A 19,162-nucleotide genomic window follows, 5' to 3' on the forward strand; every position below is an offset into this window, starting at 1 on the left:
GAAAAACAGTATTTCATGAAGCTCGGGGCTGTCTAGGAAACCCGGGGCGATTCAGTGTGCGCTTGACGAAGCGCAAGACATAAGGGTTTACCTATACGCAAATAAAATACGTTAAGCCTTTAAAGCCCGTTCCCGGCGCTCCAGTAGCGCCTTGATGCGAGGGAGAAGCACGACCTGCAGGGCCAGCTCCAGCTCGCCACCAGGCACCACGATGGTATTCGGTCGCGTCATCCAGGAACCGTGCAGCATTGCCAGCAGGCCCGGGAAATCGACCCCTTCACGGCTACGGAAACTGATCACGACCAGGGTTTCGTTGGGCAAGGGCACATCGCGCGCAATGAACGGATTCGAGGTATCTACGATGGGAACGCGCTGGAAATTGATATGCGTACGGGCGAACTGGGGCACGATGGTATGTACGTAATCATGCATGCGTCGCAGGATGGTGTCCTGTACCGAAGCCAGGGAATAGCCGCGCTCCTGCGTATCGCGCATCACCTTCTGGATCCACTCCAGATTGATGGTGGGCACCACACCGATCAGCAGATCGACATGGCTGGCGATATCCACCTCGTCATTCACCACACCACCATGCAGACCTTCATAGAACAGCAGTTCGCTATCCTCGGGCAGTGCCTCCCAGGGCGAGAAGCTGCCAGCTTCTTGTCCAAAGCGCACGGCATCCCCAGCCTCATGCAAATAGTGACGGGTCCGCCCGCGCCCACTGGTGCCGTATTCAGCGAATACGGATTCGAGATCGGCGAACAGATTCGCTTCGGGGCCGAAATGGCTGGGGCTACGCCGCCCGGCCTGCTCGGCCAGGGCAATCAGCTCACGCATCTCGACACGAGAGTAGCGATGGAAGGCGTCTCCCTCGATACGCGCGGCACGGATCCCCTCGCGCCGGAAGATGTGGCCGAATGTACGGGAGATCGTGGTGGTTCCCGCGCCTGAAGAACCCGTTACAGCGATGATGGGATGGCGCTCGCTCATGAGCCATGCCCCTGCAACCACCCTAGCCATTCGTCATGCAACGCTGCATGGCCGGCAAGCACTACCGCCCGCTTGGCCAGCGGGTCCGCCACCAGAGGCGATCCGTCTACGAGACTGCTGACTCCGCCAGCCTCGGCCAGGATCAGACGCCCCGCCGCGTAATCCCACAAAGCCTGACCACCGTGCAGATACACGTCCAGCCGCCCCGCCGCCACGAAACACCACTCCAGCGCGGACGAACCAAAATTACGCTGCGAGTAATACGGCGGTCGCTGCACCAGCGCTGCCGCCAGACGGCCGGGCAAACGCTTGAAATCGATTCCGGCCACGGCCTGGCACAGGCTGGTGGCGCAGGCCCGCAACGGCAGGCGTTGGCCGTTGAGCCAGGCGCCTTCCCCACGCGCGGCGTAGAAGGACTCATCCACGATCGGGTTGTAGACCACACCGAACTGGGTCTCGCCGCCGACCAGATAGGCGACCGACACTGCGAACAGCGGCACGCCGTTGGCGAAGTTGGTCGTCCCGTCGATGGGGTCGATGCACCAGACCCCCTCCTGCCCATCCACCCAGCATTCAGCCTGCTGCTCGGCACTCATCTCCTCGCCGATCACGGGGGCGACCAACAGCTCGGGCAGACGCGCAAGCGCCAGCAATTCCTGCTGGGTCGCCAGGTCGGCTTCGGTCAATGAAGAACCGTCCTCCTTGTGTGCCCGACGGGCATGCAGGAAACCGGGCAGGATGGTCTCCCGCGCGACATCGCGGACCACCGATTCAAGCGCACGGGCGCGGGCAAGCTGGGACATGGCGGATTCGATATGGCAGACAGTGGAATTGCGCCTGAAAACAGGCGTGGCAGCGTGCTGGTGCTCTATATAATGGCCCAACTTCGCTGCGTCTGATCTTAGCACCATGCCCCCCCGCTTCCATTGCCCGCTTCCACTCGTCGTCGGCCAGACGCTGCCGCTTCCCGCCGAGGTGGCGCACCATGCCATTCGCGTATTGCGCATGCGCCCTGGCGAAGCACTCGCGCTGTTCGATGGTCAGGGGCACGAATGCCTGGGCGAGCTGACCGAAGTCGACGGCACACCGGCTGCCAGGCTGACCGAAGCCGTACCCGACACGCGTGAGGCGCCTCTTGCAATCACACTGGTCCAGGCACTGGCCGTGGCCGACAAGATGGACTGGATCGTGCAAAAAGCCGTAGAACTGGGCGCCGTCGCCGTGCAACCGGTAGAAGCGGAGCGTTGCGTGCTCAAGCTCGCCGGGGATCGTGTGGGCAAACGTGTTGCACACTGGCAACAGATCGCCGTCGGCGCGGCAGAACAATGCGGACGCAACCGCCTCTGCCGGGTAGAGAATCCGCAGAGTCTCTCACGCTGGCTGCAGACCCCCTTTAACGGAGAACGCTGGATCCTCGCACCGGGCGAAGGCGTCGCCCTGTCGGGCATGCAGCCACCTCAGGGGCCGGTGGCACTATTGATCGGCCCCGAAGGCGGCTGGAGCGAGGTGGAGCTGGCAAAAGCCGGAGCCGCCGGTTGCCGGCCCGTCAGCCTCGGCCCACGCGTGCTGCGTACGGAAACCGCCGGCCTGGCCGCTTTGGCCGCCATGATGGCCCTCTGGGGCGACTACTGAGAACACCATGAACCAGGAAAACCGCGTCATCAGCGCACACCTTTCTGCCGAGACTCCGATGGGAATCGATGAGGCCATGCGCTTCGTCGATTGGGTCCGCGCCGCAGCCCCCTATTTCCATACCTTCCGCGGCAAGACCTTCGTGATCGCCTTCGGTGGCGAAGTGGCACAAGGCGAGCTGATGCAGGATCTGGCCAACGACTGCAACCTGCTCGCCGCTCTGGGCGTACGGCTTGTGCTGGTGCACGGCGCCCGCCCGCAGATCGAGCGCGAGCTGGCTCGCCGCGATCAGGCTTCGCGTTACCACAACGGCTTGCGCATCACTGACGCAGCCGCGCTCGAATGCGTCAAGGCCGCCGTCGGCGTCACCCGTATCGATCTTGAGGCCGCCCTCTCCCAGGGGCTGCCGAATACACCAATGGCCGGCGCCTTCATGCGCATCACCGGCGGCAACTTCGTCACGGCCCGCCCGCTGGGGGTAGTGGATGGCGTCGATTATCACTACACCGGCACCGTACGCCGGGTGATCGCGGAAGAGATCACCGCCGACCTCGATCAGCAGAACGTCGTGCTGATCTCCAATCTCGGCGTTTCCCCTTCTGGCGAAATCTTCAACCTGGCCATGGAAGAAGTGGCTGAAGCCGTCGCCGTAGCGCTGCGTGCCGAAAAATTGATCTACCTGTGCGATGCCCCGGGGCTGCTCGACAACGAAGGCCGGCTCATCAGCGCCATCACCGCAGCCGAGGCAGAACGCAAGCTCAATGCCGGTGTCGGTCTCACCGAAGATCTGCACCTGTTCCTGCCACGTGCCATCAATGCCGTGCGCCGTGGCGTGGCCCGCGCCCACCTGCTCGACCGCGACAAGGATGGCAACCTGCTGCTCGAATTCTTCACTCGCCAGGGGGTTGGCACCATGGTGAGCCGTGAGCCACTGCACCGCCTGCGCCAGGCCACCATCGACGACGTGGCCACCCTGCTCCAGTTGCTCGCGCCACTGGAGGCCGACGGCACCCTGGTGCGTCGAGGCCGCGAACTCATCGAGATGGAAATCGATCGTTTCACGCTCGCCGAGCATGACGGTGTGGTGGTGGGCTGTGCCGCGCTCTACCCTTTCCCCGAGGAAGGCATGGCCGAAATGGCCTGTCTGGCCGTCACCAACGAATTCCGGCGCGCCGGCCTGGGCGAACGCCTGATGCAGCACATCAGCGACCGTGCCCGCCAGGCAGGGCTACGCGAGCTGTTCGTACTCACGACGCGGACCGAACACTGGTTCCGCGAGCGCGGCTTCCACGAAGCCAGTCCCGACACCCTGCCTGCACGCAAGCGCGACCTCTACAACTTTCAGCGCCGATCCAAGGTGTATGTGAAGACGCTCTGAAAGACACCGCACGTGTTCGAGACCGGCCGCCTCCTTCGTCATGCTCCCGAAACGCTACGGCATGACCGATGGCTGCAGGCCACGCGACGCTATGCGATCGGATGCGGCCTGGCGGCGGCCGGCCTGACACTGCTGTTCGGGGGGGCCAGTGGCACAGGCCTCGTCCTCGCGGCGCTCTGCATCGGCTTCTTCTGCGCCGCAGCCGTCGGCTTCGCCGTCCTGGCAGCGCGCCATGTTTCCCTGGCATTGGCGCGACGCATGCGGGAAGCCATCGAACATGCCGTTGCCACCGGTGGAACTCCCGTGCTCACCAACAACGGCTGGGAAGCATTCAACGGCCTGGCGATCGGAATACGCGCCTTGCTGGCTCCCCGGGATGCGCGCATCGCGGCACTGCAGGCCGAGGTCGCACACTTTCGCCAACTGGCAGAAGACACACCGGGGATCGAATGGGTGCTGGACACCGAAAGCAGATTGCAGTGGAGCAGCCCTGCCACCGAAGTGCTCACTGGTTTCGGTTTCGCGGAAGGGCGCGCGATCTCCGATCCTGCCGAACTCTGGCTGTTCCCGAAAGACCGGCCACTGATGCGTGATCGCATCGCACAGGCCCTGCGGGGCGAAGGTTCGGACAACACCGAGTTGCGCCTGCTGCGCAAGGGAGGTGGCCATTTCTGGTGCGCCTGCCGCTGGACGCCGCTGTACGACGGCAAACAGGTCGTCGGCCTGCGTTTCTCGGCGCTGGATATCCAGCCACGCAAGGATGCCGAGTTCAAGCTGCTCGAAACCGTGGCCGCACTGCGCCGCGCCCAGGCGCTCAAGGAACACTACCTGTCACGCAGCAATGATGAACGCATACGGCTGGCCGCACTACTGGACTTGCTGGATCTCGGCATCCTGTTCGTCGACCGGGATCGTCGCGTGGTCTATATCAACCAGCCCTGCGTGGAGCTGTGGCAACTCGGCGAGCGCGACGCGGTGGTCGGCATGCGCGATGAAACGCTGCTTTCGCGCACCGATGCGCTGCGCATCGACAATGAAACCTATCTGAGACACGTCAACGAAGTCATCACCGAGCAGCGCGAGCAGGCCGAGTACATCATCCATCTGAAGGATGGCCGTGTGGTACGCGAGCGCAGTAGCGTGGTGCTCTCCGCCGATGCCGGCCAGGCCATCGGCCGCATCTGGATCTACGAGAACATCACCGAAGCCCTGCGCACCCAGCAGCATCTGACCCGGCTGGCCGAACGGGATCCGCTCACCGGGCTCTACAACCGCCGCCGTTTCCATGAAGATCTGGATCGTCTGCTGGCCAGTGCCGGACGGCATGACGAGGGCGTCGGCCTGATGCTGTTCGATCTGGATGGCTTCAAGGAGATCAACGAACGTTACGGCCGCCAGGCCGGAGACGAAGTGTTGCAAGCCGCTGCGCGGGCAATCGGCAGCGTGGTACGCCGTGACGAATTTCTCTATCGCCTGGGGAGTGACGAATTCGCCCTGCTGCTACCTGGCCCGGACGAAACCGGCATGCAGCAACTGGCCGGACGACTGCAGGAGCGAACCGCTGCGCTGGGATTCGATTTCTACGCCAGCCCCGGCCTGCTCAGCCTGAGTCTGGGCCTGGCGCGAAGCCCCGAGCATGGCACGGACGCCTACAGCCTCACCCATGCGGCAGACCAGGCGCTCCACCGCGCCAAACACGAAGGCCGCGCCTGCTGGCGCCAGGCTACCCGCCTCCCGCCCGGAAGCCCGACGCTTCCGGGTTTTCTGTCATCCTCCGACGAGACCCTGCAGTGAGCAACACCACAGCCAAACCCCGTACCGTCCGCTGCCCGCAATGCGGCCAGCCCGCACTTTATTCGCCGGAGAACCGCTGGCGCCCGTTCTGCTCCGAACGCTGCAAGCTCATCGACATCGGTGCCTGGGCTGCCGGTGACTATCGCATCGAAGGTCAGGACGAGCCACTTTCCGACGAAACGGGCAATCCCGGGGATAGCCCCGGCGGACGCGGGGCCTGATCTCCGCCCGGCAGCTCAGGCGTATACCGGCGCGAACATCTGCGCCGCATCCTTCACCGGCCCCGCCTCGCCCCAATAAGGTGAAATCTGGCGCAGTTGGGCAATGATGGGAGGCACCGCGGCAATCACACGCTCGACCTCCTCCTGTGTGTTGTAGCGTGACAGCGAAAAGCGGATGCTGCCGTGTGCCGCCGTGTAAGGGATGCCCATGGCACGCATCACGTGTGACGGCTCCAGCGAGCCGGACGTACAGGCCGAACCGGAAGACGCGGCGATACCCAGCTTGTTGAGCAGCAGCAGGATGCCTTCACCCTCGACATACTCGAACGCGATATTGCTGGTATTCGGCAGACGATTGCCCAAATCACCGGTCGGAAAGGCGTGCTGCACCTGCGCCAGGATGCCACGCTCAAGCTTGTCGCGCAGGAAACGCACGTCGCTGTTTTCGGTGCCGATATTACGCATCGCCAGCTCTGCCGCCCTGCCCAGACCAATGATGGCCGGTGAATTCTCAGTGCCGGGACGACGTCCGCGCTCCTGCTGGCCGCCGCGCAGCAGCGGGCGGAAACCCGTGCCACGGCGCAGATAGAGCACACCGATACCCTTGGGCGCATGCAGCTTGTGGCCCGAAAGCGAAAGCATATCGATCTTGCTGCGCTTCAGATCTAGCGGAATCTTGCCCACGGCCTGTACCGCATCGGTGTGGAACTGAATGCCCATGGCATTGGCGTATTCAGCCATTTCCTCGACCGGAAAGATCGTACCGGTTTCGTTGTTGGCCCACATGACCGACACGATGGCCACGCGATCGTTGAGCAGGCTGCGGTATTCGTCGATATCCAGCCGGCCACGCTTGTCCACACGCAGCTTGTGCACCACGTAACCTTCCTTCTCCAGGCGGTCACACAATGCCAGCACGGCCGGATGCTCGACCACCGTGGTGATGATCTGGCTGCGCTCTGGTTGGGCCTTGAGTGCGGAGAGGATGGCGGTGTTGTCGGACTCGGTGCCGCCCGAAGTGAAGATGATCTCGGAATCCTGCGCCGCGCCCAGCAAGGCCTGGATCTGCTCACGCGCCTGCTTGATGGCTTGACCGACCTGATTGCCGAAGCTGTGGATGGAGGACGCGTTGCCGAACTGCTCGGTGAAGAAGGGAAGCATCGCCTCAACCACGGCCGGATCGCAGGCGGTGGTGGCGTTATTGTCGAAATAGACCGGTTTCATGGCGGGTTCTCCATGTGTGAAGCAGGGGGAGGGAGTCGTGATGTTGTTTTTCTCAGCGCGCCATCTCGAGCTGGCTGGCCGGCAGCAGGCGCACATACTCGCCCAGTGCCTCAAACAGCTTCTGCTGGATGCCGCCAAGCGTGGCCGCTTCGAGCGCGCAGCCCATGCACGCGCCCTTGAGATTCACGTAGATATTCTTACCGATGATGTCGACGATCTCGATGTCGCCATGATCCCGTTGCAGCGCGGGGCGGATGGCTTCGACCACTTCCTCGATCTTGCGCATGCGCTGCAGGTTGGTGAGTTTGGGCTTGCCCTCCGGGACCGGCACGGGGGACTCTGCGGCCACGCTGGTCACGACGGGCGCCACGGTTACCGCAGGTGCACTGGCGCCCGCAGCGGTGAAAGTCTTGCCCTGTGAGGCGAGTATGCGCGTGAGTTCTTCCTCGATCTTCTCGTGGCAGGAGGCGCAGGCACCACCGGCCTTGGTGTAGTTGGTGACTTCCTCGACCGTGGTGAGGTTGTTGGCACGTACCACTTCCTCGATCAGTGCGGAATCGATGGCGTAGCACTTGCAGATCAGCTCGCCCTCCTCGTGATCATCACGCCAGCTCTCGCCCCGGTAATTGGCGATCGCGGCCTGCAGGGCCTCCCGCCCCATCACCGAGCAATGCATCTTTTCGGGTGGTAAGCCACCGAGGAAGGCTGCAATGTCCTGATTGCTGATCACCAGTGCTTCATCCAGGGTCTTGCCCTTGACCAGTTCGGTCAGCGCCGAGCTGGAAGCGATCGCCGAGCCGCATCCGAAGGTCTGGAAGCGTGCATCCTGGATCGTGTCGGTTTCCGCGTCGACCTTGAGCATCAGGCGCAGCGCGTCACCACACTAGATGGAGCCGACGTCACCGATGGCGTTGGCTTCGTCGAGCGGGCCGGCGTTGCGCGGGTTGAAGAAATGTTCCTTTACTTTTTCGCTGTAGTCCCACATGGCTATGGCTCCGTTGGTAATGCCTGCAAGCAATGTTGCAACACGCGTGCCACGGGGTTTTTGCGCCGGTCTACGGGGTTTTTGTCGGGTTCTGCTGTCGGGTTTGCAACAGACGCGAACACGTTCGAACTTCAACCCATCACGGATTCATACGCCCGGTGCAGCAGCTCGCGCTCCAGACCGCAGAGATCACACAGCTCCGTGAGACAGCGGAATCCGCCTTGTAGGCTTTGTGCCAGCGCAAAGGGGGGATCTATCGCGGTGAAGCGCCCCAGCAGCGGGATAGGCACCCTCCGCGTGCAGCAATTCCTCGAAGAAATCCGGCCAGGCCTCGATGGCAGTATTGGCGAGCCCCAGGCGGGAACAGGCATTCCGGCACCAAGCTGCCGGCATGGGGCGCACCGCATGCGGAACATGGGCGTTTTCACGTAAACGTACAGGCCGTGGCACGGGCTCGAAACACAGCACACCCTGCGGCAGATGAAGAAAACGCAGGCGTGCGCTGGTCCCCTGCAGGTGAAACAGGATCAAACGAGGAACCGGGGGCTCAATGGCAGACATGCAAATCACCGCCCGCCGGGGGGTGCGGGCGGGACGAGGGTGAGCGTCTGGCGCCCGCCCCGTTTGCGTTCAGGCGCCCACGGCCATCGGGCTGTGCTTGAAGCAGCTCTTCGGGCAGACGCGCGAACAGGCGCCGCAGCCGGTGCAATCCATCGGATTGGACAGCGACATCACGGAAGCGATGCTCTCGCTGTCGTCTTCGTCGTCTTCATCGATGTCATCCTCGCTGCGATCGATGAGTTCGAGCACGTCGCGCGTGCAGACCTTGTAGCAACGGCCGCAGCCGATGCAGGTCTTGGCATTGAGGTTGGTGACGAAGGACGGGGTCCAAGCGGTGCCGCCGCGGGTGATGCCGGTGATCACATCCATTTCAGGTTCTCCAGTGGAAGGTGTGTGGGTTGATTGAGTGCGGGAAAGGGATTCGAGGTTCGAGATTCGGGTTCTGGCGGCGCTCAGGCCTTACCGCAGGGGGCGTTCCGCAGCCGCGCCTCGGCTTCCGCCCAGGCTTTGCAGACCGCGTAGGTATGCTCGGCAACAGCGGGAAGTTCGGCGTAGGCGGCTGGCAGGCGGTCTTCCACGAGATCGTGGAGCTGCCCTGCAGCCTCGGCTGCGATGCGCTTGAGGCGCCGCACTTCCTTATCCAGGGTCTGGCGTTCTGCGTCATCCATGGCGGGGCTCCCTACAGGCGTGCGACCTCGGGATAGCGCCCCACCAGTTCGGTGGCCAGCGCCAGCTGTTTGTCGGCCTCGGTCTTCATTTTCGAGAAACTCTCGAAACCGAAGCGATGTACATCGCGCAACGGACGATCCAGCACCACCAGCTTGCCGACGGTGACGAGCACACGCCCGAAGCCTTCATGCGAGAGATGCACCAGGGGCACAGCCATCTGCCCGCACTCCTTTTCGATGAGCACGGCGATCGCGTTGTAGAAGGCGCTCACGCGGGCGATGATCTCGGCGTCCGGGTCACCGATGAGCGGAATGTTGGCCCGGTCTTCGCGCGTCAGCACGAAGGGCGACAGCAATTCATCGGCGTTCTTGCCATCGAGAATGCCGTAGCTGTCCATCGCGCGCACCTGCCGCAGCATCTCGCGCATGAAATCGGTTTCCAACAGGGGATCGGGGCTTGTCATGTCAGTCAGGACTCCGGTGCAGAAAAAGCGATTTCGTCGGGTTGTAAGCAGCGCACGTGGGGCTGCAGGGGGCGCGAAGCGAGGAGACGGGTCAACAGCACGCCAAGGCCAAAGCCCGCCATCGCACCTGCAATGGCACCAGGGTTGGCTGCCAGCGCATCGCCCACGAAGGCTCCGAGGACCAGCGTCGTCGCTGGTAGCAGGTAGGCCAGCACGGCAGCACGCAACAGCTCGCGGGTTTCCAACCCCAGCAGCACCTCGTCTCCGGGACCTATGCCGGGCAGCACGGGCAACTCCACCTGCAGGCTTTCCTGTTTGCCGTTGCAGACCTTGCGGGCACCGCAAGCAGCACAGCCTGCGGGGGCGAGCAGCGTGGCCTGCATGGCCTGAGGCGTGACGCTCACGATGCGGGCATTGCGCTCGATCATTCCTGCCACCCTTCCTCTTCCATGCGGTCGAAGCGGCCGTCGTCGGTCTGGCTACGCCGCAGGATGCGGTCCACCCAGGGCACACCGCCCTCGCGTACGGCGTCGCGCAGGGCGGCCAGCAGCACTTCGATGGGCTGGCGGGACTCCACACGCACCGGCTGGATGCCGGCGGCCGTCAACTGGCGTACGGCCGAGCCACCGACGGCAAGGCAATACATCGCCGCGCAGCCACGCAAGGCGTCGATCTTGTCGGCCAGCTTGTTCTCATTGCCATCCATGGCTTCTGCCGGGAATTCCATCACCCCGGCCAGCCGTGCACGGCTGGCGTCGATGGCATACAGCACAAATCCTTCAGCAGCCCCGAAATGCTGATCGACATGCGTGCGATCACCGCTGGCGAAGGCCACCAGCATCGCATCGGGCGTTTCGGTGTCACTCTCAGTGGCGGACCATGCCAGCGTCACCTTGCGCAGCACGGGAGAGGGACATTTCGTGCTCGCGAGGTCCGCCGGACCAGAAACGGGAACGGTAGGCCGGGATGTCATGGTGGTGCTCCAGGACGAGATTGGCGATATCGAACAAGGTGGCGCGGCTGCCGCGATAACCGACCCAGACGCGGGCAGCGGCTCCCAGGCGGTCGTACTGCGGAAAGCCCGCACGCAGCAAAGGCAGGCCAAGCCGCTCGGCACTGGCATCCGCGTGTGCGTTGCTGATCAGGAACCGGGCGCCGTTGGCACGTGCCACGCGCTCCAGATCCTGCAGGTCGCCCAGCAGTACTTCTGCGCAGGGCAATGTACGCAGGGAGGGGGCACTCACCGGCGCCACGGCGGCAACCAGTTGCGCGCCACTCTGGGTGAGCAGCGCGGAAAGCCCCGTGAGCAGATCGGCTTCGCCAGCCAGCGCCACACGCAGGAAGCCGGTCATGAAATGGCTGTCGACCATGGCGTCCTGCAACTGGGCGCGCTGACGCTCGATGCGGGCCGGCACCGTCAGCCCGGTGATGGCGGCCAGTGTTTCGGTGAACCGGTCGCAGGCGTCCAGCCCCATCAGGTGGGGAAAGTGATGGTCCGGCACGCCGGTGCGCTGCCGCAACGCATCCGCCGCGCGCCGCAGGGATTCGCCGATCACCAGCGTCGCCACCGACTCGCCCATGCTGACGATCTCGTCGCGCGGCGTGCCGCCAGCCGTCAGCGTAGCGTATTCGGCTTCGATGAGATGTCCATCAAGCGAGTCGCCGATATCCGGCAAGACCACGGCCCGCAGGCCGAAAGCCTCGCACCATTCGCGGATGGCCTCGATATCGCCGGGCGTGAGCGAAGCATTGGCCAGCACATTCACCTGATGGCGACGGCGCCCCGCCTGGCTGCTCACCGGCACCAGCGTCTCGATGATGGCTTCCACGGCCAGAGCGAAGCCGGATTCAAGACTGCCGGTGTAGTCCGGCGTATTCACCGGAATGATGCTGATGTGGTCGTACTGCGGCCAGGCCGCACGGAATTCGCGTACCAGGCGCTGGATATCGGTGCCCTGGGTTTCGGGCAGACCGGTGGTGGGCAGGCCGATGACTTCCGGCTTGTGTTTTTCGCACAGGGTACGTAGACCCTCGATGACATTCTCGTCGGCGCCCATGACGGTAGCCACGTGGTCCATACCAGTACTCTGGATCGGAATCGGCTCGCGGAAGTGGCGCGTCAGGAATATCTTGCCGAAGGCCGTACAGCCCATCGCGCCATGCAACATGGGCATGGCACGGTATAGGCCCAGGAAAGCCAGTGACGCCCCCAGCGTGGAGCTAGCCTTCAGCGGGCTCACGGAGAGCGGCTTGCTGCGGCGAATGATTTCAGCCATGGACGGCCCCCTCGTCTTCGAGCGTCTTGACGTCCGCCAGGACCGGCAACTCAAGCGGCGTGCCCGCACACTTGCTGTGTGCCCAGGGTGCCGGGCGGCGTACGGCCTCCCAGACCGGGCTCTCGATGGAGAGCGCCAGCTGGTGGGCCAGATCCACCATGCCAGCGTAGCCGGCGTAACCGAACTCGCGTTCCTGGTTGATATCCAGGAAAGGTACGCGGGCCTTCAGCGCCGTGTAGAGATTGCGTCCGCCTGCAATCAGGATGTCCGCACCATGCTGGTGGTAGGTCCCCAGCAAAGTCTTCGGGCCACCTTCGTCGAGCATCAGGGCATCCTCGCCCATCAGTTCGCGGATGCGTGCCTTGTCTTCCTCGGAAGATTTGCGCGTACCCGAAGCCACCACCGTCATGCCCAGATCCTGCAGTGCGGAGATGATGGACCAGGATTTCACGCCACCTGTATAGAGCAGCGCACGCTTGCCTCGCAGGCGCTCGCGCCAGGGCGCCAGCGCGGCCTCGGCCAGTGCCTCCTCGCGGGCGATCAACGCTTCGGTACGCGCGGATAGATCCGGGTCGCCGATCAGACGTGCGAAATCACGTAGCGCCTGGGAGGTATCGGCCACACCATAGAAGCTGCCTTCGAACCAGGGAACCCCCCAACGCTCTTCGACACGCCGGGCCACGTTCACCAGTGCGCGGGCACAGACGACCATGCTGGCCTCGGCGCGGTGCATGGTCTGTACCTCGGCAAAGCGCGCGTCGCCCGAGATGCTGCCGATGATGCGCAGGCCCAGCTCGTCAAACAGCGGCGCCACCTTCCAGAACTCACCCGCGATGTTGTATTCGCCGATCAGGCTGATGTCGTGCACCTGGATGTCTGGCAGCGTGGGTGTCGGCCCGGGCTCACGTGTGCCGATCACGTGGCGCACCAGGGTCTCGCCAGCAATACGGTTGCCGATGTTCTTGTTGCCATAGAAACCGGCGCAATCCACCGGCACCACCGGCACGCCCCAGCGCGCCGCGGCAGCCTTGCATACGGCTTCGAGATCGTCGCCGATCACGGCAGTCACACAGGTGGCATAGACGAAGACCGCTGCCGGAGCGTATTCGTCGGCCGCCTGTTTGATGGCATGAAACAGGCGTTTTTCGCCGCGCCCCATGATCACGTCCTGCTCGGTGAGGTCGGTGGTCATGCCCACCCGATAGAGCTTCGGGCCGGAGGAGCGCGTACCACGGTTGTCCCAGGAGTTGCCGGAACAGCCGATGGGACCATGCACGATATGGGCGACGTCCGCGATTGGTAGCAGCGTGATCTGCGCACCATCGAAAGGACAGCCGCCTGCCGTGGCACCGGGCTCTGGGCGTGCGCAGCCAGCTTTTTCGGCAACCTTGTTGTGGTCGCAGGCGGGCTCGTCTTTCAGCGCGGCAATCTCGGAGGCTTTCATGGCGGCATCCCGATGGTGGACGCACATCAACCTGCAAGCCTCATGCCTGCCCATATCCGTCTGATTTACAAGGCTTCCCTGAAGATTCCGGACTGTGACGAAGCCGACAAAATGTCGGCATCCATGCAGAGCTGACGCTCAACCCCGGCCAGCACGCTTGCGCCGGGGCGCCGGCTCGGGCAGCTCTGCCGCCGTGATACGCAGCAGCTCGGCGAACCACGCCCTGTCGTCAAGGCGTGCATCGATCGCGAGAGATGGACGGGCCCCCGGATAGGCGGGGGCTTCCGGCACGTCTCCAGCCCAGGCGCGACCAGCCACTGTCGGCTTGACGAAAACCCGGTTGTCGCAGATCAGGGCAACCACCTTGTCGTCGCAATACAGCACGTATTCACCAAACATCCTGCGTACACGCAGACCGCCAGCGCCCTCAGCCTGCTCCAGCACGTAATCAGCAAATCCCTGGTCGCTGGCCATGGTTTTCTTCCTGGACTCCTGACTGTAATCAGGGCCACTCACGCAGCCCCGACCATTGTGTCAGCGCTCGACAGCCAGCGCCACGCCCATGCCCCCTCCGATGCACAGCGTAGCCAGTCCCTTCTTGGCATCGCGCCGCTGCATTTCGTACAGCAGGGTGACAAGGATGCGGCAACCCGAAGCGCCGATGGGATGGCCGATGGCAATCGCACCGCCGTTGACGTTCACCTTGCCTGCATCCCAGCCGATCTCCTGGTTGACCGCCAGCGCCTGGGCGGCAAACGCCTCGTTGCCTTCGATGAGATCCAGTTGATCGTGCGTCCAGCCGGCTTTCTTCAGCGCCAGGCGTGAAGCCGGCGCCGGACCGATTCCCATGATCGCCGGGTCGACAGCCGCCGCCGCATAGGATCTGATCCTGGCAAGGATGGGCAGGCCGAGCGCATGTGCCTTGTCTTCGGAAGTCACCAGCACCGCCGCCGCACCATCGTTGATGCCTGAAGCATTGCCGGCCGTCACTGTGCCGGCCTTGTCGAAGGCCGGGCGTAACGCGGCCAGTTGATCCAGAGTGCAGCCTGTACGGATGAATTCGTCCGTCTCGAAAACGGTATCGCCTTTCTTCGACGGAATCACTACCGGCACGATCTCGTCCTTGAAGCGCCCTGCGGCCTGTGCCGCCTCCGCCTTGTTCTGCGAAGCCACGGAAAAGACATCCTGGGCCTCGCGCGTGATGCCGTACTTCTTCGCCAGATTTTCCGCAGTGATACCCATGTGGTAGTTGTTGAACACATCCCACAGTCCGTCATGGACCATGGTGTCGACAAGCTTGGCGTCTCCCATGCGGAAACCATCGCGCGAACCGTTGAGCACATGCGGACTGGCCGACATGTTTTCCTGCCCACCGGCGATCAGCACTTCCGCGTCACCACTGCGAATCGCCTGGGCGGCAAGGATCACGGCCTTCAGCCCGGAACCGCAGACCTTGTTGATCGACAGTCCGGGTACGGTTTCAGGCAGTCCGGCACGGATCACGGCCTGACGCGCCGGGTTCTGCCCCTGTCCGGCGGTCAGCACCTGCCCCAGGATCACCTCTTCGATCAGCTCCGGCTTCACCCCTGATCTTGCAAGCAGCCCACGGATCACCGTGGCCCCTAGTTCGGCGGGAGCAACCCGGGCCAGGGAGCCCCCGAACTTTCCGACGGCGGTACGGGCGGCTGCGACGATCACGACATTTGTCATTTTCTGCTCCTCAGGGTTGTCGGAAGCTGTTCAGGCTTTGTAGCGAGTGGACGTCGGCGAAGCAAAGAGCAGCGCATGAGCCCCGATCACGACTTCGCAGCAAGATCATGAACAAACTCCCAAGGGATGAATGAACCGACCGCTGGAACAGCCAAGGCGTTCCTGAACGGACGGCGGATCGACACAGATCTTCCGGCAGGGGCCCTGCACATTCAAGGCAACATACCCCTTCGAGCACGCGTCCGGAAGGCCAATAAACAAAGGGCTGCCCGTGGGCAGCCCTTTGTTTGCACGTAGCACGAAAGTCTTACTTTTTCTTCTGCGGCGGCAGATCCGTGCAAGTCCCCTCGAAGACCTCGGCGGCCATCCCGATGGATTCACCCAGCGTCGGGTGCGGGTGAATGGTCTTGCCAATATCCACCGGATCGCAGCCCATTTCGATGGCCAGCGTGATCTCGCCGATCATGTCGCCTGCGTTGGGGCCAACGATGCCGCCACCGATGATGCGGTGGGTTTCCTCGTCGAAGATCAGCTTGGTGAAACCGTAGTCGCAGCCATTGGCAATTGCGCGGCCCGATGCGGCCCAGGGGAACTTGCCCACGCCGATCTTGCGGCCCTTGGCCTTGGCTTCAGCTTCGGTGACGCCCACCCAGGCCACTTCCGGCTCGGTATAGGCCACACCGGGAATGACCGAAGCGTCGAAGTAGGCCTTGTGACCGGCCGCAACTTCCGCTGCCACGTGAGCCTCATGCACGCCCTTGTGCGCCAGCATGGGCTGACCCACGATGTCGCCGATGGCGAAGATGTGCGACACGTTGGTGCGCTGTTGCTTGTCGACCTGGATGAAGCCGCGATCGGTCACGAGCACCCCAGCCTTCTCGGCGCCGATCTTCTTGCCATTGGGGCTGCGCCCCACGGCAACCAGCACGAGGTCATATTTCTGTTCGACGTCCGGAGCCTGATCGCCTTCGAACTTCACCAGCACGCCGTCCGGACGGCAGGTCACACCCACCGTGCGCGTCTTCAGCATGATCTTGTCGAAACGCTGCAGGTTGCGCTTTTCCCAGACCTTGACGAGATCACGGTCGGCCCCCGGCATCAGGCCATCGCCCGCCTCGACCACATCGATGCGAGCGCCCAGCGTGGAATACACGGTTGCCATTTCCAGACCGATGATGCCGCCACCGATGACCAGCATGCGCTTAGGCACGCCGCGCAACTCCAATGCGCCGGTGGAATCAACGATGCGCGGATCCTCGGGGATGAAGGGCAGCTTCACGACCGAGGAGCCGGCCGCGATGATGCACTTCTGGAACTTGATGACCTTTTTCTCGCCGGTACGCTTCTGACCCTCACCGGCAGTCAGTTCGACTTCCAGATGATGCGGGTCGATGAAGTTGCCGTAGCCGCGCACGATATCGACCTTGCGCGCCTTGGCCATGCCGGTGAGGCCGGTGGTCAGCTTGTCGATGACCTTCTGCTTGTGCGAACGCAGGCGGTCGATGTCGATACGCGGCGCATCGAAGGCCACACCGACGTCGGCGAAATGTGCGGCTTCGTCGATCACGTTGGCCACGTGCAGCAGTGCCTTTGAGGGGATGCAACCGACGTTCAGACACACACCGCCCAGCGTTGCGAAACGCTCGACGAGCACGGTCTTCATGCCAAGGTCAGCGGAACGGAAGGCTGCCGAATAGCCACCAGGGCCAGCGCCGAGTACCAGCATCTCGCATTCGATATCCGCGCCACCACTGTGCGAACCGGCAACCGGCGCCACGGCAACAGGCGCAGCAGCAGCCGGAGCTGTGGCCGCAGGTGCCTCGGCAGGCTTGGATTCCGCCGTCGCAGCACCACCGGAGACGGCATCCAGCATCAGCAGCACGCTGCCTTCGGAAACGCGGTCACCCACCTTCACGGACACGGACTTGACCACGCCAGCGGCCGGTGCCGGCACATCCAGTGTGGCCTTGTCGGATTCCAGCGTAGCGATGGAGTCATCCACATTTACCGTGTCACCAGGCTTCACGAACAGCTCGATGACCGGCACATCCTTGAAATCCCCGATATCGGGGACCTTCACTTCGATCAATTGACTCATTGTTCAGTCCTCGCCTCAGAGCAGCACACGGCGGAAGTCCTGCAGCACGCCGGCAAAGTAGGCATTGAAGCGGGCAGCGGCAGCGCCGTCGATCACGCGGTGATCCCAGGACAGCGACAGCGGCAGGATCAGGCGCGGCACGAATTGCTTGCCGTCCCACACCGGCTTGGTGGCGGACTTGCACACGCCCATGATCGCCACTTCCGGCGCGTTGATAATCGGCGTGAAATAGGTACCGCCGATACCGCCCAGCGAACTGATGGAGAAGCAGCCACCCTGCATCTGGTCCGGCTTGAGTTTGCCGTCGCGGGCGAGCTTGGCCAGATCACCCATTTCCTTGGCGATCTCGATCACGCCCTTCTGGTCGGCATTCTTGATCACCGGCACGACGAGACCGTTTGGTGTATCTGCCGCGAAACCGATGTTGTAGTACTGCTTCAGCACCAGGTTGTCGCCGTCGAGCGAGGCGTTGAACTCGGGGAACTTCTTCAGTGCGGCAACCGCAGCCTTGATCATGAAAGCCAGCATGGTGAGCTTGGTGCCAGACTTCTCCAGCTCCTTGTTCATCTGCACGCGGAAGGCTTCCAGCTCGGTGATGTCCGCATCATCATAGTTGGTGACGTGCGGAATCACCACCCAGTTGCGATGCAGGTTGGCCCCGGAAATCTTCTTGATGCGGGACAGCGGCTTGGTCTCGATCGCACCGAACTTGGTGAAATCGACCTTCGGCCAGGGCAGCAGCTCGATGCCGCCGATACCACCGCCGGCAGGTGCAGCCGCCGCCGGCACGCCGGAAGCCACCTGGGCGATGACGCCCTTGATGTAGTTCTGGACGTCTTCCTTGAGGATGCGCCCCTTCGGACCCGTGGCAGCCACCTTGGTGATGTCCACACCCAGTTCGCGCGCAAAACGGCGCACACCAGGGCTGGCATGGGATTGGGCCGGCGAAGCGGTTGCCACGGCTGCCGGCGCGGCAGCAACGGCAACTGGTGCGGGCGCAACGGTGGCAGCGGCCGGCGCGGGTGCGGCAGCAGCAGTTGCTGCGACCTGGGCCGGTGCGGCAGCAGCAGGCGCGCCTGCGCCCTCGAGGATGGCCAGCACGGCACCTTCGGCCACGCGGTCACCCACCTTCACGAGCACTTCCTTGACCACGCCGGCGGCAGAAGCCGGCACTTCCATCGTGGCCTTGTCGGACTCCAGCGTAGCCACTGGCGCATCGACCACAATGGTATCGCCGACCTTGATCGATACCTCGATCACCGGCACATCCTTGAAGTCGCCGATATCGGGCACCTTGAGTTCGATGCGGCCGGCAGGCGCAGCAGCAGGGGCTGCTGCGGCAGGTGCAGGTGCGGCCGGCGCCGGCGCTGCAGCAGGCGCAGCCGCCGGAGCGGGCGCGGCAGCGGCACCTTCTGCTTCGAGCAGGACGACCACGGCACCTTCGCCGACACGGTCACCCACCTTGACCCTGACCTCCTTGACCACACCAGCAGCGGACGAAGGCACTTCCATCGTGGCCTTGTCGGACTCCAGCGTAACCAGGGGATCATCGATCTTGACGGTGTCACCGGGCTTTACCGAAACCTCGATGACGGGAACATCCTTGAAGTCGCCGATATCCGGCACTTTCACTTCGATGAGTTGGCTCATTGTTTTTTCTCCGGGGGAAGGGCAAAGGGCGAAGGGGAAAGGGCGAAAATCTCACCCCCTTCTC

18 protein-coding genes and 1 pseudogene are annotated in these 19,162 nt (G+C 63.5%); 4 read left to right on the forward strand and 15 right to left on the reverse strand.

Features of this window, described 5'->3' with window-relative positions:
• Window positions 1-111: 111 nt before the first annotated feature.
• Both BGI27_RS10280 and BGI27_RS10285 read right to left on the reverse strand, forming a co-directional pair.
• Window positions 112-993: a phosphoribulokinase gene (locus tag BGI27_RS10280; protein WP_095524783.1), complete on the reverse strand. Its 882-nt coding sequence runs from the start codon at window positions 991-993 to the stop codon at window positions 112-114.
• A complete protein-coding gene (locus tag BGI27_RS10285; RefSeq protein WP_095524811.1) occupies window positions 990-1,808 on the reverse strand; it encodes an inositol monophosphatase family protein in 819 nt (272 codons plus the stop codon). Before BGI27_RS10285 ends, BGI27_RS10280 begins: the two co-directional genes overlap by 4 nt.
• Window positions 1,809-1,902: 94 nt before the next feature.
• Here BGI27_RS10285 and BGI27_RS10290 point away from each other — a divergent pair, with 94 nt between their 5' ends.
• From BGI27_RS10290 to BGI27_RS10305, 4 genes are read left to right on the forward strand one after another with little or no spacing between them, the layout of a single operon-like run.
• Complete coding sequence (locus BGI27_RS10290; protein ID WP_095524784.1) at window positions 1,903-2,625, forward strand: 16S rRNA (uracil(1498)-N(3))-methyltransferase; 723 nt, start codon at window positions 1,903-1,905, stop codon at window positions 2,623-2,625.
• A gap of 58 nt (window positions 2,626-2,683) precedes the next feature.
• Window positions 2,684-4,003: an amino-acid N-acetyltransferase gene (gene argA, locus BGI27_RS10295; RefSeq protein WP_095524812.1), complete on the forward strand. Its 1,320-nt coding sequence runs from the start codon at window positions 2,684-2,686 to the stop codon at window positions 4,001-4,003.
• Window positions 4,004-4,015: 12 nt separating this feature from the next.
• Window positions 4,016-5,797, forward strand: a complete 1,782-nt coding sequence (locus BGI27_RS10300; RefSeq protein WP_095524785.1) for a sensor domain-containing diguanylate cyclase — start codon at window positions 4,016-4,018, stop codon at window positions 5,795-5,797.
• Window positions 5,794-6,018 (forward strand): DNA gyrase inhibitor YacG, encoded by a 225-nt coding sequence (locus BGI27_RS10305; protein ID WP_170943008.1) that lies wholly within the window; start codon window positions 5,794-5,796, stop codon window positions 6,016-6,018. The genes BGI27_RS10300 and BGI27_RS10305 overlap by 4 nt, the downstream gene beginning before the upstream one ends.
• Before the next feature lie 15 nt (window positions 6,019-6,033).
• On the opposite strand, the gene nifS is transcribed toward BGI27_RS10305, so the two are convergent.
• The 13 genes and pseudogenes from nifS to aceF form a co-directional block, all read right to left on the reverse strand.
• The gene (gene nifS / locus BGI27_RS10310; RefSeq protein WP_095524787.1) at window positions 6,034-7,242 is read right to left on the reverse strand and encodes a cysteine desulfurase NifS; all 1,209 of its coding nucleotides are present in this window, start codon (window positions 7,240-7,242) and stop codon (window positions 6,034-6,036) included.
• 52 nt (window positions 7,243-7,294) lie between these two features.
• Window positions 7,295-8,227 (reverse strand): annotated as a pseudogene (gene nifU, locus BGI27_RS10315) (Fe-S cluster assembly protein NifU).
• 630 nt (window positions 8,228-8,857) lie between these two features.
• Window positions 8,858-9,157, reverse strand: a complete 300-nt coding sequence (fdxB, locus tag BGI27_RS10320) for a ferredoxin III, nif-specific (protein ID WP_095524788.1) — start codon at window positions 9,155-9,157, stop codon at window positions 8,858-8,860.
• A gap of 83 nt (window positions 9,158-9,240) precedes the next feature.
• On the reverse strand, window positions 9,241-9,456 hold the full coding sequence (locus BGI27_RS10325; RefSeq protein ID WP_095524789.1) for a CCE_0567 family metalloprotein: 216 nt from the start codon (window positions 9,454-9,456) through the stop codon (window positions 9,241-9,243).
• 11 nt (window positions 9,457-9,467) lie between these two features.
• Entirely contained in the window at window positions 9,468-9,920 is a 453-nt protein-coding gene (locus tag BGI27_RS10330; RefSeq protein WP_095524790.1) for a NifX-associated nitrogen fixation protein, read from the reverse strand.
• Between the two features lie 5 nt (window positions 9,921-9,925).
• Window positions 9,926-10,348 carry a SoxR reducing system RseC family protein gene (locus BGI27_RS10335; RefSeq protein ID WP_095524791.1) on the reverse strand — a complete coding sequence of 141 codons (423 nt, stop codon included), beginning with the start codon at window positions 10,346-10,348 and terminating at the stop codon, window positions 9,926-9,928.
• The gene (locus BGI27_RS10340; RefSeq protein ID WP_223871737.1) at window positions 10,345-10,824 is read right to left on the reverse strand and encodes a NifB/NifX family molybdenum-iron cluster-binding protein; all 480 of its coding nucleotides are present in this window, start codon (window positions 10,822-10,824) and stop codon (window positions 10,345-10,347) included. Before BGI27_RS10340 ends, BGI27_RS10335 begins: the two co-directional genes overlap by 4 nt.
• Window positions 10,787-12,196, reverse strand: coding sequence for a nitrogenase iron-molybdenum cofactor biosynthesis protein NifN (gene nifN / locus BGI27_RS10345; protein ID WP_095524792.1), 1,410 nt, complete (start codon window positions 12,194-12,196; stop codon window positions 10,787-10,789). The genes BGI27_RS10340 and nifN overlap by 38 nt, the downstream gene beginning before the upstream one ends.
• On the reverse strand, window positions 12,189-13,640 hold the full coding sequence (gene nifE, locus BGI27_RS10350; RefSeq protein WP_095524793.1) for a nitrogenase iron-molybdenum cofactor biosynthesis protein NifE: 1,452 nt from the start codon (window positions 13,638-13,640) through the stop codon (window positions 12,189-12,191). The genes nifN and nifE overlap by 8 nt, the downstream gene beginning before the upstream one ends.
• Before the next feature lie 138 nt (window positions 13,641-13,778).
• On the reverse strand, window positions 13,779-14,114 hold the full coding sequence (locus tag BGI27_RS10355) for a TfoX/Sxy family protein (RefSeq protein ID WP_095524794.1): 336 nt from the start codon (window positions 14,112-14,114) through the stop codon (window positions 13,779-13,781).
• Window positions 14,115-14,174: 60 nt separating this feature from the next.
• Window positions 14,175-15,350: an acetyl-CoA C-acetyltransferase gene (locus BGI27_RS10360; protein ID WP_095524795.1), complete on the reverse strand. Its 1,176-nt coding sequence runs from the start codon at window positions 15,348-15,350 to the stop codon at window positions 14,175-14,177.
• Between the two features lie 307 nt (window positions 15,351-15,657).
• Entirely contained in the window at window positions 15,658-17,448 is a 1,791-nt protein-coding gene (gene lpdA, locus BGI27_RS10365; RefSeq protein ID WP_095524796.1) for a dihydrolipoyl dehydrogenase, read from the reverse strand.
• Window positions 17,449-17,463: 15 nt separating this feature from the next.
• On the reverse strand, window positions 17,464-19,098 hold the full coding sequence (gene aceF / locus BGI27_RS10370; protein WP_095524797.1) for a dihydrolipoyllysine-residue acetyltransferase: 1,635 nt from the start codon (window positions 19,096-19,098) through the stop codon (window positions 17,464-17,466).
• Window positions 19,099-19,162: the final 64 nt, after the last annotated feature.

It is taken from the genome of Candidatus Dactylopiibacterium carminicum, assembly GCF_014736495.1.
Taxonomy (GTDB): domain Bacteria; phylum Pseudomonadota; class Gammaproteobacteria; order Burkholderiales; family Rhodocyclaceae; genus Uliginosibacterium; species Uliginosibacterium carminicum.

What these genes read in the sequence shown, in the direction of transcription:
- BGI27_RS10280 (WP_095524783.1), bottom strand. Translation starts at nt 993, where the DNA reads ATGAGCGAGCGCCATCCCATCATCGCTGTAACGGGTTCTTCAGGCGCG.
- BGI27_RS10290 (WP_095524784.1), top strand. Translation starts at nt 1,903, where the DNA reads ATGCCCCCCCGCTTCCATTGCCCGCTTCCACTCGTCGTCGGCCAGACG.
- argA (WP_095524812.1), top strand. Translation starts at nt 2,684, where the DNA reads ATGGGAATCGATGAGGCCATGCGCTTCGTCGATTGGGTCCGCGCCGCA.
- nifS (WP_095524787.1), bottom strand. Translation starts at nt 7,242, where the DNA reads ATGAAACCGGTCTATTTCGACAATAACGCCACCACCGCCTGCGATCCG.
- fdxB (WP_095524788.1), bottom strand. Translation starts at nt 9,157, where the DNA reads ATGGATGTGATCACCGGCATCACCCGCGGCGGCACCGCTTGGACCCCG.
- BGI27_RS10325 (WP_095524789.1), bottom strand. Translation starts at nt 9,456, where the DNA reads ATGGATGACGCAGAACGCCAGACCCTGGATAAGGAAGTGCGGCGCCTC.
- BGI27_RS10330 (WP_095524790.1), bottom strand. Translation starts at nt 9,920, where the DNA reads ATGACAAGCCCCGATCCCCTGTTGGAAACCGATTTCATGCGCGAGATG.
- BGI27_RS10335 (WP_095524791.1), bottom strand. Translation starts at nt 10,348, where the DNA reads ATGATCGAGCGCAATGCCCGCATCGTGAGCGTCACGCCTCAGGCCATG.
- nifN (WP_095524792.1), bottom strand. Translation starts at nt 12,196, where the DNA reads ATGGCTGAAATCATTCGCCGCAGCAAGCCGCTCTCCGTGAGCCCGCTG.
- nifE (WP_095524793.1), bottom strand. Translation starts at nt 13,640, where the DNA reads ATGAAAGCCTCCGAGATTGCCGCGCTGAAAGACGAGCCCGCCTGCGAC.
- BGI27_RS10355 (WP_095524794.1), bottom strand. Translation starts at nt 14,114, where the DNA reads ATGGCCAGCGACCAGGGATTTGCTGATTACGTGCTGGAGCAGGCTGAG.
- BGI27_RS10360 (WP_095524795.1), bottom strand. Translation starts at nt 15,350, where the DNA reads ATGACAAATGTCGTGATCGTCGCAGCCGCCCGTACCGCCGTCGGAAAG.
- lpdA (WP_095524796.1), bottom strand. Translation starts at nt 17,448, where the DNA reads ATGAGTCAATTGATCGAAGTGAAGGTCCCCGATATCGGGGATTTCAAG.
- aceF (WP_095524797.1), bottom strand. Translation starts at nt 19,098, where the DNA reads ATGAGCCAACTCATCGAAGTGAAAGTGCCGGATATCGGCGACTTCAAG.